We start from the raw sequence: 15,688 nt of genomic DNA, 5'->3' as shown, positions 1-15,688 counted from the left end.
ATACCTGATGCGACCATTTTGAAACCGCTGCTGTCAAGTTAGTATCGTGTGCGCAACTCGGGCGCACGCTATCAGTGTGTGCGATCCTACTCGCGGGGTCTTCCAAGCTCGCTATGGTGTTTCAAACCGTGATCTTAAGGAAATCATGGATGGTGTTATATTTTGACTGAATCGCTGGGTGACAAGATATTCAGGCACAATCGCTGAGGCAGGGCATGCCACCTTTGGCCCGCAGGCCCGGATAAATTGCAAGTCGCTACCGCGCCGAACGACTGAGATTGTCTCAGTCAGAAGACTGCCCATAGCTTTGACTGTTCATCTTCTCAATCACAGCCGCCATTTCCTTGTCTGACAGAACAGGCGGTTCCCCCAAAGCCAATGCGTTAATGTAGATTTGCGAAAGTGTCTCGACCTCTGTGGCAAGCCACAAAGCAGCGCTCAGGCTTTTGCCGATTGCGATTTGCCCGTGTTGCCCAAGCAGACAGGCACGACGCCCCTCTAACGCGGTCAGAGCTTTGTCCGATAACTCTTGCGTTCCGAAGGTGGCATAGCCCGCACATTTGATATCGGTGCCTCCGGCAACTGCAGTCATATAGTGAAAACTTGGAATACTTCTGTGATGGCAAGCCAGCGCCGTCGCGTGGACAGAGTGGCAATGCACCACGGCATTTGCATCGGTTCGTGCCTCAAGAATGTCCCGATGAAAGCGCCATTCAGACGACGGCCTGGGACCCTGATAAGATCCGTCAAAAGCCATGTCCACGATGTCTTCCGGTGTCATCGTGTCATAAGGCATACCCGAAGGTGTAATCAGAAAACCGTCCCCCGCGCGTACAGACACGTTGCCAGACGTGCCCTGATTTATTCCGCTCGCGTTCATGGCGCGGCAGGTTGCGATCAGAGCCGTGCGCAGTTCAAGGTTTTCCACGTAAAAACTCCCGATGAATTTACCCAGCCACGTTTCCAGAGCAAATCCAACATTTTTTGGTACAAGATGGCAATCGTCTTTCCTGTATGAGCTTATAGCTTGATGCCGGTCATTATCTGTCACCTGCACTTCGTCAAAGACTTAGCATCTGCAGGCCGTGCATTACGCAACATATCAAGGCTTCGCTGGATTTCAGGCCGGTTTAGGTTTCGGCCTATCAAAACGATGCGGGTACGCCGGTCTTTGCCGGTCCAATTCTTCAACGGGACCGGCGGGTCAAATACGTGCTGGACGCCATGGAAAGCAAACGGCGATTCAATTCCCTCGAGAAACAAAATACCTTTCACACGCAGGATATCCCGGCCCTTGTAGGCAATCAAAGTGTCGAACCACTTATCAAAGACTGCATCATGCAACGCCTCGTCCAGAACAATCGAAACAGACGAGATATCTGTATCATGGCGTCGAAACTCGGAAGTGGTCCCAGGTTTTGTGTTTGAGGTTGACATGAGCCCTGAAAGGTTGCCCAGAGGATCATTTGCAACCTTGGGCGTCGTCCAGGAAATAGCATCCTGTTGACGGGCGTTTTCGCGCATGCTCGTCAGGTTCCGCAAGCTTTTCGGGCCAAAATCATGATCAGATGGGCGAACAATGTCGGCTGTTGGATTGAGACCGCGCAGCCGTTCGGTCACAGCTTTATTAGATGCTTCAGATACTAGGTCCGTTTTGGTTAGGACGATCAGATCGGCCACCGCGACCTGCGAAACGGCCTCGAACTGGGCATCCAATGTTGCAGGCCCATTCACCGCGTCCACCACCGTCACGACGCCATCCATTCGCGTATTTCGCGCGAGAAAAGGATCGACAAGCAGCGTCTGAAGGATTGGCCCCGGATCTGCGAGACCAGTGGTCTCGATCACAATGCGGCCAAAGTTGAGCATGCCTTCGTCGCGCCGTGCGAGCAACTTGACAAAGGTGTCCGAAAGGTCTCCGCGGATTGAACAACACAAACAACCTGACGACATCAGCATCACATCGCCGTCCACCTTTTCAATCAGGTCATGGTCCAGACCCACTTCGCCGAACTCGTTCACAATGACGGCAGTTGGCTCAGAAGTTGGAACGGCCAGCAATTGGTTCAGCAAGGTGGTCTTACCCGCCCCCAGAAATCCGGTTAGCAGCGTTACAGGTATGCTCGGGTCATCAACCTTTTCTGACCGGTTTTTTGAGGCATGGGCCATGAACATCACAAGCTCAGTTTTGAAATAACATTACATCAGTATGGTGAATCAATTGGGCTGTCCAGTTAAGCTGCGCCGTTACATTCCTTCTGCCATATGTTCACCACCCGACCAGTTACAAAACAAGGGTTAACGCCCTGATGCAAATCTTCGACTGCGCGTTCCATTTTAACCAAGAAGTCCGACAGGGTTGGTATTCCCTGCGTACCGGCGTGCCGTTCCAAATCCTGACCTTGTTGTCACTGCGAAAGGCGAAATGTGCGGCAATCAGAACCCTAAAGAACTAACAAAAAACCTGTTTCTTAGAACCTAGGAAAGAATTTCAAAAATGAGGTTGTAAACCTACCTATTGATAGGTAGAGTTCGCATATTGCAATCCCAAACGGAGGCATTCCAATGAAGATTTATGATGTCGAGGGTTTCCCGAATCCCGCCCGCATTCGCATCGCGCTGGCCGAAAAAGGCGTTTCAGATAAAGTGGAATTCATACCGGTGGATGTGATGGGCGGCGAACATCGCACGCCCGAATTCAAGGCCAAGAACCCCGATGCGGCTGTGCCCTGCCTGGAACTGGAAGACGGATCACATATTGCTCAGTGCAACGCGATCACCGAATATATCGATGCAATGTTCGACGGCCCTTCGCTGACAGGTGTGACCGCACAGGAACGCGCACGCATCTCAATGATGAACCTGCGTGCGGAAAACGGTCTACTGAATGCGGTTGGAACCTATTTTCACCATGCCACACCTGGCTTGGGCCCGGATCTTGAAACCTATCAATGCGCCGAATGGGGCAATAAGCAGAAAGAGGTCGCCGAGAATACCATGGCGTATCTGGACTCTGTTCTGGCCGAAAACGACTACTTGGCCGGTGACACATTCTCGGTGGCTGACATAACAGCCTTTGCAGGATTGGCGTTCGCCGATTTTGCCAAGGTTGAAATTCCCGAAAGCCTGACCAAACTCAGGGCTTGGCGTGCGAAAATAGCGACCCGCCCGTCTATTGCAGCCTAAGCGAAACCTGACATTTAAGTCGAAAGGACCTTTCCCCATGGAACTCAACTCGGATTTCACGTCCCGTGTCGTTGTTCACTCCGACCAAATTGAGTGGCAGGCCTCGCCTATGAAGGGTGTGGACCGGCGCATGCTGGACAGGATCGGTGGCGAAGTCGCCCGCGCCACCACCATTGTGCGTTATGCACCGGGCAGCAAATTTTCGGCCCACACCCATACAGGCGGTGAGGAATTCATAGTCTTGGACGGCGTCTTTCAAGACGAACACGGCGACTATCCCGCCGGCACCTATGTGCGAAATCCTCCGACCACGGAACACACACCAGGCTCGGAACCCGGATGCACCATCTTCGTCAAACTCTGGCAGTTCAACATGGAAGATCGCACCCAATTCCGCAAAACCATGACTGAAGAGTTGGCTTCACCAGTGAACGGTGTCGCAAGCGCAACCCTGCACAGGGACGACCGCGAGATCGTAACGTACAGCCATCTTGACCCAGCTGCGACCTTGGCTTCGGACGCGACGGGAGGGATCGAGCTTTTGGTCATCGACGGCTCAATCACAACCGGGGGTGACGTTTTGGGGAAAAAAGGTTGGTTGCGCCTACCCGAGGGTGAAGCTCTTTCCGCCGTAGCTGGACCAGAAGGCGCAAAGGTCTGGATGAAAACCGGGCACCTTCCCTTTGCCCAACCACCGGCGGTGTAGCATATGAAATCCGCTAATCCACTGGCGCTTGTCGCAGGTGCTGGGGCTGGCCTCGGCCAGTCTCTCCTTTCCCGATTTCAAGCTGGCGGCATGACCGCCGTTGGCCTCGGCCGAAGTCGACCGGAAAGCCCAGTCGGCACTTTTCATGAACTTGATCTGAGCGACCCTGAGGCTGTCGGCCCAACCATCGCGGATCTGATAGCGACCTATGGCCCGCCAAAAATCGTGGTCCACAATACTGCTGAACTGGTGATCGCACCCTTTCCCGAAACCACATTAAAGGATTATCAGCGGGCTTGGACATCAATGGTGCAATCGCTAGTGGTCCTTGGGCAATGCGTGCTGCAACCCATGGTGCGTGGCGGCGGTGGTACGCTGATCGTGTCTGGAGCGACTGCATCGCTGCGGGGTGGCCCGCGTTTTTCGGCTTTCGCGTCCGCCAAGTTCGCTTTGCGCGGGCTGACGCAATCACTCGCGCGAGAATATCAACCAGCCGGCGTGCATGTCGCTCATGTGATAGTGGACGGTATCATCGATACACCTCGTTCTCGTGATTTGCATAGTCTCGATCCGGCGAAAATGATCAAACCCGGCGAGATTGCCGAGGCGTACTGGCAACTTGCACATCAGCCGCAATCGACCTGGACACATGAGCTGGACCTACGACCTGCTTCGGAGGGGTTTTGACATATGCAAACTGAGACGTTGATCATTGGCGCTGGCCTGTCGGGCTTGTCGCTCGCGGTGCGGATGGCCGAAGAGGGTCGCGACTTTTTGCTTGTCGAGGCGCGGGACCGACCCGGCGGACGCATTCTAACCCAACGGGTCGGCAAAGGTTACTTCGATGTAGGACCCGCCTGGTTTTGGCCCGGCCAACCCCGGATTGCGGCGCTGATCAGCCAGTTGGGGTTGACGCTGTTCGAACAATACTCAATGGGCGCGCTCAGCTTTGAAGATGAAAATGGACGCGTCGAGCGCGGTCGAGGCTTTGCGTCTATGGAAGGGTCATATCGTCTCAAGGGCGGTTTGAGTGCACTGACCGACGCGTTGGCAGCCCAACTGCCCAAGGCCCGCGTGGTTTTGTCCTCACCCGTTGTGTCGCTGGCGCAGACCCACAAGGGAATAACGGCAAACACAGAGTCGGGGCAGGAATTCCAGGCCAAAAAGGTGGTATTGGCCCTGCCGCCCCGTGTGGCCAGCCAGATCACCTATTCCCCTTCTCTACCGCGGGAAACGCTTACCGCGATGAAGGACGTTCCCACGTGGATGGCAGGCCAGGCAAAGGCTATTGCCATCTATGACCGACCATTCTGGCGCGAAGCCGGCTTGTCCGGCGACACCATGAGCCGCCGTGGGCCAATGGTCGAGATACACGATGCTTCGCCTGACGAAAGCGGCCCGTATGCCCTGTTTGGTTTTATCGGAATACCACCTCACGCCCGCCGGGATCAGCGCCGCTTGCGACAAGCCGTGCAAGACCAATTGACCAACCTGTTCGGACCCAACGCCGCAAAACCGGAAACACTGCTGATCAAGGACTGGGCCTATGATCGCTTCACCTCTACCGAAGAGGATCAACTACCGCTATACGCACATCCGTCATATGGATTGCCACAGGCTTTGACGCAGATTTGGGGAAATCGCCTGATATTCGCCGGAACCGAGGTGGCGTCGCATTTCGGAGGCTATATCGAGGGTGCCCTGGAAGCAGCGGAAAACGCGTTTGCCCTGATCGCTGAAGAAAAGGTTTGAAAGCATGTCGGATACCAAAACTGCGTTACTGGATTTTGCTGAACATGCAGCACGCGCGCGAGGGTTTGACGGGTTTAGCTATGCTGACCTGGCAGAAGCAGTTGGTATTCGCAAAGCTTCGATTCACTATCACTTTCCTACTAAGGCCAATCTGTCCGCAGCGTTGATGGACCGCTATCACACTGTACTTGAACGCGAATGCCAGAAGATTGAGGATAAGTATGAAACTGGATCTGAACGCCTTCAGGCTCTTGTCCAGCTTTACCGGGATGCACTCAACGATGGTAAAACACTTTGCCTGTGTGTCTCGCTGATCAGTAGTCGCGAAAGCCTGTCTGATGAAGTTATCGAAAAAATCCGAGCTTTCAGGGCCATGATGGTCCAGCGGATTCAGTCGATCTTTGAACTTGGCCAGAAGGATAAAACGATCTCGGGCGTGACCAACCCGGCATCCGAGGCCCGCGCCGCTCTGGCATTGCTCGAGGGCGCGCATCTCACCGCCCGGGCGGAGGAAAACATCAAAACTTTTGATGAAGCCATAGGTATTTTGAAGTCCCGTTGTTGACCCAACGTTCCACCTGAGCGATCGCCAAGGCCGTCGGCGGAATGCTAGGTAATGAGTGTCTGCCGATACACCAGAAATCTATGAGTGGAAGACCACACCGGAAGAGTGACAGTGAGTCTGGCTTGGCCGCAATTTCTTCCTCTCTGTCTGAAGTGGGGTCCACATTTTGATGCCGTCATGAATTTCGGCCTTCAGCAATTCGAGAACCGCATCATGTTCAGCGGTAGATGGCAGGTGGGTCATTCGGGGCCGGGTTCCGGGCTCGCCGACAGTTCGTTCAGCAAAGCTTGGGCATGTGAAGCGAGAAAGGCATCTTCGCGCGCGCAAAGTGGCCGGCTTTGCCGCCGAGCATAGAGAAGAGAAAACAGTCATGATTGACGCGACATCAGTTCCTCCACTCTCACCCTTCTAAAGTTGGGCCGCAGTATGGGGTGTGGATCAGAACACCCATCACCACGCCTGAAAGGTTCTGAGCAATTGGATTTCCATGCCACCTTTTCTAAATTCGGAAACTGGAAAATCAAAACCCTGCGTTGGCAACCCAACTCTCAAGGTCAACCCCGGAGAACAGCCGAGTAGTGGTTTCGATGTTGTTGCCCCCTTCAGGTATCGAATTCTAGATGGAAATGGCCGGGGAACCCGGCGATACCTGGTTGGATCTGTCCGGCAGCGCCGGGCGCACGGCGCAGGTTTTTTTGGATCAGAAGCGGTTTCAAGATGGCAGGGATGACCGCCTGATTGATGGTATCACCAAAGCAGCGGTGCATGCCGTAACCCCAGATGATGTAATCCTTCCATGGGCGGTCAGTGCGGAACTCGTTGGGGGCTGGTATGTCAAGGCGGTCAAAACAGGCTGATGCGTTCGCGGCGAAAACGATCTGGCCTTTGCGGATTTTGGCGCGACGCAGGGTAGACGGTGCGATCTCGGTATCGTGCAAGGCTCGGCGGTAGATCACTGGGTTGAACGGATTGAAGCGTAGTGCCTCCCAAATGTGTTGGGCAAGAAGCGCGTCGTCGTCAGCGCGTGCGGCGCGTCGGGCTGAGACGAGCACTTCGGGTCGGTTAAGTAGCTCATCGAGTGCGAGACAGCTGGCCTTTGAGATGGTGGGAATGGCACCGATCAAAAGGCCGAGTAGGTTGTTGCGGATGCCCAGATCGCTCATCCCCGGCGTATCCGAGGATTGTAGCGCAAGGCAACGATTGAGGATGTCCGGAGTTTCGGTAGGGTTGGCCTTGCGTTCCGCGATATGTGCATCAAGGTAGGCACGCAGGAGATCGGCTTGTGCCAGCGCACGAGCTTCACCCGCAGCGTCAGCTCCAAGGTCCTGGAACAGGTACCAGAACAGGTTGGATGTCCATTCCTGCATTTGCGCGGGCTTTGCACCGCAGCCAAAATAGGTTTCAGTCATGTCCCAAGGCACTTCGAGCGTGAGGGATGGGACGATGTCGATCTTGCCCTTGCATTGTGCGATGATACGGTTGGCAAGATCTGCGGCGCGGGGTTGCACGATCTCAGCCACATCGCTCATCCGCGCGGCAAGGCGCATGGCGGACGTGTCGCGGGTATAGTCCCAGCCCGGCTGCATCCCGAGAAAGAAGTTTTCGCCTTCGGTCAGTTTACGCATGCGCGAACCGTAAACGACTTCAAAATCTTCGTTGCGGTTCAGCACATCAAGACAATCGGCGCGGCGGGTGACAATAGCAGTGCCGGTGTTTTCGTAGCATTTCATCAGCACGCGGTTGAACGTAAGATTAGGCCAGAAGGCGCGCAATACGGCAAAGACGCGGCGCTGGGACGCTGGCTTTTGTAGGTAAACGCCGATTCCGCCGGACATAAGCGATCCAAGGCAGCCCGGCAGTAGGCAGGCGAAGGAAAGAAGCCCCTCGCCCCACAAGACGAGGCGTTGAAGGATGCTGAGGAAGATGTTGGCAATGGCGGTAATCATGCACTGATGCTCCGATCAGGTGGGATCAACAATGCCCATGGCCATCATTCGCAGCGCGGTCATGGAAGGCACAAAGAAATAGTCACCTCCGCGGCATTCCACGAAGGTTTTGAGCTTACTCATAACATAAGGCGGTTTGTTGGAACTCGGGTCGGACGGAATCGTGTGGCGTGTGTGGTGGTCGTGATTTCCAAGAAGTGGACAAGTGTTGTTGCCCTGATGGAAATCGAGCCCGTATTGAATCCACTGTTGCTGTATGAACTCGAACTGCCGGAACAAGCTGGCCCCCATGATGATCATGATCACGCCTTGTTCGGTATCATCGTCCTTATGTTCAAAATTATGTGGCCCATAAGGCAGACCGCGCCGCAGAATGCGGCGGCGTTTGTTGAGAGCGCTGGTGGCTTCGGGGTTTTCGAAAGGTTTGCCCGTGGTTTCGTCAATGCCGCCCTTGTTCAGCGGGTCGAGATAGTCGCGGGTGTTCATGCGGCGCATATGGGCACCGCCTGGGCATTTGAAGCCCGTCATGTCATCGCCGTAGCGGAAATCCCGTGCCTCTGGAGACGCAATATAGGCGAGGTTTTTCTTGTAACCTTCGATCGGGTCGACACCCTCACCCCGGAAGCCCATCTTTTCGCCAAAGGCGACCCATTCGTCATAGGTGGGCACCTTCGAGAGCGGTACGCCATCGGACCACCGCCCGCACATTTTGGCGCGTAGGGTTTCCTTGGCTTCTTCGATGGGAACGTTCATCACCTTGGCATATTGTTCGGCCTCCTCGGCGACGACGGCATCGAAAGAACCGACATTTTCGTGCAATTTTCGAAAGGCGAAGAACGTGCCATTTCGCATGAATTCAGGAGGTGTGGCGGTGGGGGCAAGTTCCTGGCTTTCGTCTGGATGGCCAAGGATAAACTCTCCGGTGGCCAATGGTTCCCAGCCATTTCCCATCAACTTACCGCGCCCGATGACGGCAGATTTTTCGTCCTCGGCGCGCAGTTGGCCTTCGAAGACCGGATTGCCAATACCGTCGGTGAAACCAAAATGTTCCTTTGGGGTGGGAAGGATCGCGCCACCGATCTCTTCAAAGACGGCTGAGGCATCCTGATAAGGCTGGTCGCCCTCGGCACCGACACCGGTCAGGTGAGTTACGCCGCATTTTTTGGCGGCCTTGAGCAACCAATCTGTGCGCTCTTCCAGCTCAGGATGTGGGGTTGCAAGGTCGGTTTTGCTTTTGCTCTGCACATTCAGAGTGACCAGCACATGTACGTCGTCATCGCCAAAACCCAAAGTGCCAGGGGCGCGGCTTTTCTGCCAGATCGGGTCCCAGTGCTTTAACCAACTTTGGTCTTTGGCATCTTCGACCTTGGTCTGGTCGCGGTCACCAAGAATAAACGCCCGCTGGCGCATGCCCTCGATGAATTCGGCTGGCATTGCCTGCAGTGTGCGCACGGGCAATTGCAGGGCAAGCATTCCGGGAAAGGTAAGGGCGATATTTGTGGTGCAGGTCGGCTTTAGGTTTTTTTCATTCCAGCGGACAGCGGTTGTGACCTTTTGGCGAACTTCTTCAAGGAATGCGCGCCCGGCCGCGGGGTTGGGGAAATGAAAAAATACATAGCGGGCAAAGGGGAAGGAATGGCGGCCATAGGCGCGGATGACGTTCCCCTGAATGTCATTGAGATTAAGATTGCGTGTCATGTCGTGCTCATGTCTTTAAGAATTCACATTGCCGGGGTGGGTCGAGGAAATGACGCCTGGTTTTTGCGTTTTGACTCTGGTGTTCAGAGGTTCGTGCTCTGACATGAAGTCGCCAAAAGCCGCGTACAGATCTGTATCGGACTTGGCCTGGTTTTCGACAAAGAAGTCAGCGAATTTCTGTTGTAAATAGAGCGCCTTCAGAACTGAAGGTAGATCGTCATACTTGGCCGGGGCTAAGGGTTTTTCACCGTTTTGGATGGCGTAGCGAATGAAGATCACTGCAAGAACAAGTCCAAGCAGAATCGCGAAGAGACCAGTGGCAAGGCTGGAAAGACCCAAGAATGGCACGGTTGCGATACCGAAGAGCCAGAGCACTAGCGAGAACAGACCGATCGCCAGCGGGGCAACCGCGCCGATGATCAGTTGCGTAAGTGGCAGATTGTGGAATTCTGGCAGCTCCAGGTAGTAATCATGGAACGGCATCGTAGTTTCGACATGGCATTTGTCGAGGTAATCCCCGAACTGCTCTGCCGAATTGACGTGTTCGAAGCCGTAGCAGTTAGAGTACACCGCACGAAGCTCTTCTTCCATTGTTCTCCAGAGCTCGCCTGCATATGAAGCGCGCACTTCGCGTTGTTGTTCGGCGCTCAGAGTGGTGGGTAGCCGATCGCCATCTTTCAAAACCGCGTCCACATCCGCGCAGAATACCAAATAGGGCGTTTTCAGTTCATCCACATGCTGGGGAATGATCGGGGGAGGGCTACGCCTAAGGCGGGCGACCAACGTATTTTGCGTGTTGCGTCCGTTATAGACCACATCGCTAAGCACAAACATACGCGCCAAGTGGTTGCGGGTGTTACGGGCAAAGGGGCTGTTGAATTTGGTATGTTCGGTGGCCGGTGACTGATGAGCTGTGGGCAATTCGGCAAGCGCGATGCGAGCGCGTTGCTCGAAAGAGGTTTGAGGATCGTCCTTTGGGGCACCGGGTTTGATCGGGGCAAGCGTGGTCAGGAAAATATGGCCGGAATCGAGGTCGGGCATCAGCGATCTCCCTGTGGCTTTGGAGCGGCTTTGGCTGAAGCGCGTAGGGTGTCAAAGCCGGATTGTGCCTTGTTGACGAATTTCTCACGATTAACGTCCGCACGTTCGGTATCGAGGCTCGCGACGGGTCCGAAGCCAGGATCACCAAGGCCCTTTTGCATAACATAAGCGGCGTCGCGGTAGGCATCGGCGAATTCTTCGGGGGAAGATCTTCCATGTTTTTCAGTAAGGTCGCGCAGTTGGTCATAGATCAGCAGGCTGGTCTTGATGTCACGTTGGGCAGAGCCGGGCGTGGCGTTGTAGTAATAGTCGGTATCGATCTGGTTGTAGGTGATGTAGTTCTTGAACGGCGTAATCGGGATCGACTTGGGGTACTTGATCGAGGAAAACCAGAACAGGTCAAGACCTGACGGGATACCGTCGGAAAAGGCATCGATATACTGGTCCCATGTTCCGTTGAAGTTTGAGCAGAAAAGCACATAGTCGTCTTCTACCTGCTCTTTACCTTGGCCGAGATCGGGCCAGTCCTTGGGTTTGATGATTACCCAGCGGGCGAAGTGAATAAGTGACAGCCCTAGCAGTCCAAGCAAATTTGATGGAACTCCGCGTGCCGCCATGAACAGCAAGCGGTTGATCCCGGTTATTCTTGGATTGCTGGGCGTGACCACATTCATTGCATAGGCTTTACCGGCAATATTCGACATGGCGATCCCTTTCGTTAGCAAATTGATTTTAAAAATTGCGCATGCATAGCGATCCTAATTGAACGTTATCACTGCTGTAGAATGAGTCGAGGAATAATGGCGGTAGCTGAAGATGCTAGGTTCAGGACTCATAACGCGTAAATAACAACTGCTGCGTGGACGATTGCTTAAGGATGTGTCGCAAACTTTGGGCCTGGATTAACGAGCATATAGATTTCGATCTTTGGTGTCCGCGTATTGTTCTCCAACAGGTTTCAGCATGATTTCCTTGAAAGGCTGTCATTTTCCAAAGGATGCAGTTTTGTGCGCCGTTTACTTCTACCTGCGGCACACGGTTTCTTATCGTGACTTGAAAGAGATCATGGCGCATGGACGAAACCAATATTCGTGTGCGCGGGAAGTGGATGTATCTCTATCGAGCGGTCGACGAAGTGGAAAACACTCTTGATTTCACGCTGTCTGAGCGGCGAAATCGTCCAGAAGCCACCAGGTTCTTTGCCAAAGCACTGTCGTCAAACGGAATCCCAAACAAAATCGTTATAGACAAGAGTGGTGCAAATGCAGCCGGCAGTCGAGAAGTGAACAGAATCCTGAAGCGGTTCGGATGCTCTGCCAAAGTACAAGCGATCAGGTCCAAATATCTAAACAAAATGATCGAGTAGGATCACAGTTTCATCAAACGACACGTGCGGCACATGTGCGGGTTCAAGCCGTTCAGATCCGCCTCGGCTACTCTGGACGGCATTGAGGTCGCCAACACGATCCGCAAGCAGCAATTTCCCAGCACTACCACGTCGGGCTTTCTGCAATTTGTCGAGATCGCAGGATAGTCGTGTCCGGCAGGTCGCTGGCACGGGCCGTTCTAAAAGTTTGCGACACATCCATGCTCCTGACCCTAGATAGGATCTGTTGCAAACTTTTTGTCATTGACGCTCAAGAACACAGAGAGTGAATAGCGGCCGGTGTAATTCAGCCGAAAGCCAGCTCATGATCTCCTTTAAAGGCGCTCAATATCCCAAGGATGTGATCCTCTTTGCTGTGTTCTTCTACCTTCGATACGGCGTGTCATATCGGGATCTGGAAGAAATCATGTCCGAGCGCGGCGTTGCGGTAGATCACACGACGCTGAACCGTTGGGTGACGAAATACGCTAGTGCAATTGCCGATGTTGCGCGCAGACGAAAGGGACTGTGCGACCGTTCTTGGAGAATGGAGGAGACTTACATCAAGGTAATAGGCAACTGGGTCTATCTCTATCGAGCCGTCGACAAGCACGGCAAGACGCTTGATTTCATGCTTTCCCCGCGACGAAACAAACCGGCTGCGACAAAGTTCTTCTCCAGGATGCTGGAGATCAACGGTCTTCCGAGGAAGATTGTCATCGACAATAGCGGAGCTAGCACGGCCGGCATCAAAGCCATAAACAAGATGCTGAAAGGCTTTGGTTGTCCGATCCCAATCGAAATGGTCAGGCGGAAGTATCTGAATAACATCGTGGAACAGGACCATCGCTTCATCAAGAGACGCACTCGGCCGATGTTAGGGTTCAAAGCCTTCGCTTCAGCGGCGGCTACACTGGACGGGATCGAAGTGGCACACATGATCCGCAAAGGCCAAATCAAGCCCGGAATCTGCCCGTTTCGTCAATTTGCAGAACTGGCGGCATAAGCCGCGGGTTCGGTGTCAACTCTTCGGTCAGTAAGAAACTTTGCAACAGATCCGTAGCGGTTATTCGCTGCACTCGGCATAAACGACCGCTCTGCGGACAAAGCTGCCGATTAGTCAGTTTGCCGGGATGTGTGACAACGGCCCAGAGCCGACTTTGAGCACTTCGTTGGATTTCGCAGCCGCAGCCCGCATTCCGGCCATTCGCTGCACGCGCGAAATCTAAAAAGCCCGCCGACGGGGATCGCGTAAGAGATTAGACAAATGGCCCCTGGTTGTGAATGCCGATTGCATTTGTACATTCTAAATTGGTCGTCGAGTTTGACTATCCCGAGAAATATTAAAGTACTCACAGAAGAGCTCTTTCATTTAGTCAGAACGACGAAGGAGTGCAGGCGCTGATCACTTTACATGGCGTATCACCGGCATTCCGAAACCTGTGTGGCAGTATGCTTGAGAAATAGTACGCGTCCCCTGGACCTAATACCCTGGACTGCCCATCTACCGTCACTTCAAGACGGCCCTCTATCACAACCGCACATTCCTCTCCTTCGTGCGACAGTTCAGATCGACCCGAGTCGGCACCAACCTCGTACTCTTCTATGAGCATCTGGAGTTTTCTGTCTCGGCGCTCACCTGCGACAAGTAAATAGGAGACACCGGGCGATCCTAGGTCGCGCATTCTTTCGTGCGGGTAAAAAAACGACTCCTCGTTTTGCAACTCAAAACTGAAGAAGAAGCCCAAATTGACGTCTACCGAGGCAAGGATCTTCTTTAGCAACGCCACAGATGGTTGAGTCGAACCGCTTTCGATTTGAGAAATCGTCCCGCTACCCACTCCCGCGCGTTTGGCCATTTCACGTTGACTGAGGCCTTTGGTCGTCCGAATCAACTTTAGACGACGGGCTGTTTCGAGATCTGATGACAAAACCGTTACTCTAGTGCTTTCTTGCTTTGGATCGAAAGCATTCTAGGGGTGCAATGATTTTTTTCAATAACTTGCAGATTAAAATAAAACTGGATGTGCTGAAGGTCTGAACTCTGCAAGGATTTGTCATCAAATGAAAATCTGTTTCACGAGGAATGAACGTGCTCGATCAACCCAACGCAATGTCATCGTTTTGGATGCCGTTTTCGGCCAATCGTGATTTCCTTCGCGAGCCCCGAATGATCCAAGCAGCCGAGGGGATGTACTACACCAGTTCTGATGGTCGGAAGGTCATGGATGGCACCGCCGGACTGTGGTGCGTCAATGCGGGTCACCGTGATCCGCTGATCGTTGAAGCCGTGCAAAAACAGGTGCACAAGCTGGATTACGCACCAAACTTCCAGTTCTCCCACCCTCAGGCATTTGAGTTGTCGGCCAAGCTGACCGCGATGATGCCTGAGGGAATGAACCACGCATTCTTCACTAACTCTGGCTCCGAGTCCGTCGATACGGCACTAAAGATCGCGCTTCACTACCATCGAATGCGCGGCGATGGGGCGCGTACGCGTTTGATCGGGCGCGAGCGTGGTTACCATGGCACAGGGTTTGGTGGCATCTCGGTTGGCGGTATCGTGAAGAACCGCATGCATTTCGGCACGCTTCTGACCGGCGTTGATCACCTGCGCCATACGCATGATCCAGAGAAAAATGCCTTTTCCCGCGGTTGCCCGGAACACGGCGCGGAACTGGCGGATGATCTGGAACGATTGGTCGCGCTTCATGATGCCTCGACCATTGCGGCTGTGATCGTTGAGCCGATGGCCGGGTCCACCGGTGTTCTCCTGCCGCCGAAAGGATACCTAAAACGACTGCGTGAGATCTGCGACCGCCATGGCATTCTGCTGATCTTCGACGAAGTTATCACTGCATTCGGTCGCTTGGGGGCAGCGACGGCGTCAGTGTATTTTGATGTAAAGCCAGACATCATCACAACCGCCAAAGGCCTGACCAACGGTGTCATCCCGATGGGTGCGGTCATTGTATCCGACAAGATCTATGACTCGGCGATGGAAAACGCCGATGCGCCGATTGAGCTGTTCCACGGTTATACCTATTCTGCCAATCCGGTGTCTTGTGCTGCCGCGCTGGCAACGCTGGAGAGTTACAGGGAGAACGATCTGTTCCGCCGCGCTGCATTGCTGTCGCAGCCCTGGGAGGATCAGCTTCACAGCCTCAAAGGTCTGCCGAACGTCATCGATATCCGCAGTCTGGGATTGGTAGGCGCGGTCGAGCTTGCACCACGAGATGGCGCGCCTGGGGCGCGGGGTTATGATGCAATGAAACGAGCCTGGGACGCCGGAATAATGATCCGTGTCACAGGTGACATCATCGCCTTGTCTCCACCTCTGATCATCTCGGAACCTGAAATAACGACACTTTGTCAAACACTTGGAGAGGTATTGGCGGATCTGCCATAACCCCTGACTTCTAAACCCA

Annotated in this window: 14 protein-coding genes and 1 pseudogene; 8 read left to right on the top strand and 7 right to left on the bottom strand. The window is 53.9% G+C overall.

The annotated features are described in order from the left end of the window. Positions 1 to 283 precede the first annotated feature (283 nt). A complete protein-coding gene (locus GOV89_RS08815) occupies positions 284 to 928 on the bottom strand; it encodes a class II aldolase/adducin family protein (RefSeq protein WP_171237992.1) in 645 nt (214 codons plus the stop codon). Positions 929 to 1,047: 119 nt separating this feature from the next. Then, positions 1,048 to 2,169 (bottom strand): GTP-binding protein, encoded by a 1,122-nt coding sequence (locus GOV89_RS08810; RefSeq protein WP_171237991.1) that lies wholly within the window; start codon positions 2,167 to 2,169, stop codon positions 1,048 to 1,050. Positions 2,170 to 2,565: 396 nt separating this feature from the next. On the opposite strand from GOV89_RS08810, the gene GOV89_RS08805 reads away from it, so the two are divergent. The 5 genes from GOV89_RS08805 to GOV89_RS08785 are packed head-to-tail and all read left to right on the top strand — an operon-like array spanning position 2,566 to position 6,209. Then, positions 2,566 to 3,186 (top strand): glutathione S-transferase family protein, encoded by a 621-nt coding sequence (locus tag GOV89_RS08805; protein ID WP_171176329.1) that lies wholly within the window; start codon positions 2,566 to 2,568, stop codon positions 3,184 to 3,186. Between the two features lie 37 nt (positions 3,187 to 3,223). Next, complete coding sequence (locus GOV89_RS08800; RefSeq protein ID WP_171237990.1) at positions 3,224 to 3,892, top strand: cupin domain-containing protein; 669 nt, start codon at positions 3,224 to 3,226, stop codon at positions 3,890 to 3,892. A 3-nt stretch (positions 3,893 to 3,895) separates the two neighbouring features. Then, positions 3,896 to 4,579 carry an SDR family NAD(P)-dependent oxidoreductase gene (locus GOV89_RS08795; protein ID WP_171176325.1) on the top strand — a complete coding sequence of 228 codons (684 nt, stop codon included), beginning with the start codon at positions 3,896 to 3,898 and terminating at the stop codon, positions 4,577 to 4,579. A gap of 3 nt (positions 4,580 to 4,582) precedes the next feature. After that, positions 4,583 to 5,644 (top strand): NAD(P)/FAD-dependent oxidoreductase, encoded by a 1,062-nt coding sequence (locus GOV89_RS08790; protein WP_171176323.1) that lies wholly within the window; start codon positions 4,583 to 4,585, stop codon positions 5,642 to 5,644. Between the two features lie 4 nt (positions 5,645 to 5,648). After that, positions 5,649 to 6,209 (top strand): TetR/AcrR family transcriptional regulator, encoded by a 561-nt coding sequence (locus GOV89_RS08785; protein WP_171176321.1) that lies wholly within the window; start codon positions 5,649 to 5,651, stop codon positions 6,207 to 6,209. 602 nt (positions 6,210 to 6,811) lie between these two features. On the opposite strand, the gene GOV89_RS08780 is transcribed toward GOV89_RS08785, so the two are convergent. Genes GOV89_RS08780 through GOV89_RS08765 form a run of 4 tightly spaced genes read right to left on the bottom strand, consistent with a single transcriptional unit; the run spans position 6,812 to position 11,598 of the window. Further along, a complete protein-coding gene (locus GOV89_RS08780) occupies positions 6,812 to 8,155 on the bottom strand; it encodes a cytochrome P450 (protein WP_171176319.1) in 1,344 nt (447 codons plus the stop codon). Positions 8,156 to 8,170: 15 nt separating this feature from the next. Next, positions 8,171 to 9,853, bottom strand: coding sequence for a peroxidase (locus GOV89_RS08775; RefSeq protein ID WP_171176317.1), 1,683 nt, complete (start codon positions 9,851 to 9,853; stop codon positions 8,171 to 8,173). Positions 9,854 to 9,868: 15 nt separating this feature from the next. Further along, on the bottom strand, positions 9,869 to 10,894 hold the full coding sequence (locus tag GOV89_RS08770) for a phage holin family protein (RefSeq protein WP_171176316.1): 1,026 nt from the start codon (positions 10,892 to 10,894) through the stop codon (positions 9,869 to 9,871). Continuing rightward, complete coding sequence (locus GOV89_RS08765; RefSeq protein ID WP_171237989.1) at positions 10,894 to 11,598, bottom strand: hypothetical protein; 705 nt, start codon at positions 11,596 to 11,598, stop codon at positions 10,894 to 10,896. The genes GOV89_RS08770 and GOV89_RS08765 overlap by 1 nt, the downstream gene beginning before the upstream one ends. Positions 11,599 to 11,857: 259 nt before the next feature. Between GOV89_RS08765 and GOV89_RS08760 the strand changes: the two are divergent. Together GOV89_RS08760 and GOV89_RS08755 are read left to right on the top strand one after the other, a co-directional pair. Beyond that, a pseudogene (locus GOV89_RS08760) lies at positions 11,858 to 12,428 on the top strand (IS6 family transposase). 157 nt (positions 12,429 to 12,585) lie between these two features. After that, positions 12,586 to 13,266 carry an IS6 family transposase gene (locus GOV89_RS08755; protein ID WP_171176312.1) on the top strand — a complete coding sequence of 227 codons (681 nt, stop codon included), beginning with the start codon at positions 12,586 to 12,588 and terminating at the stop codon, positions 13,264 to 13,266. A gap of 370 nt (positions 13,267 to 13,636) precedes the next feature. Here GOV89_RS08755 and GOV89_RS08750 read toward each other — a convergent pair whose 3' ends face one another. After that, entirely contained in the window at positions 13,637 to 14,191 is a 555-nt protein-coding gene (locus GOV89_RS08750) for a cupin domain-containing protein (RefSeq protein WP_171237988.1), read from the bottom strand. A 155-nt stretch (positions 14,192 to 14,346) separates the two neighbouring features. Here GOV89_RS08750 and GOV89_RS08745 point away from each other — a divergent pair, with 155 nt between their 5' ends. Continuing rightward, complete coding sequence (locus GOV89_RS08745; protein WP_171237987.1) at positions 14,347 to 15,669, top strand: aspartate aminotransferase family protein; 1,323 nt, start codon at positions 14,347 to 14,349, stop codon at positions 15,667 to 15,669. Positions 15,670 to 15,688 lie beyond the last annotated feature (19 nt).

It is taken from the genome of Ruegeria sp. HKCCA5763, from assembly GCF_013034545.1.
In the GTDB taxonomy this organism is placed as follows: domain Bacteria; phylum Pseudomonadota; class Alphaproteobacteria; order Rhodobacterales; family Rhodobacteraceae; genus Ruegeria.
Note: the sequence above shows the minus strand (reverse complement) of the source record. Positions and strands in the feature narration are given on the sequence as shown.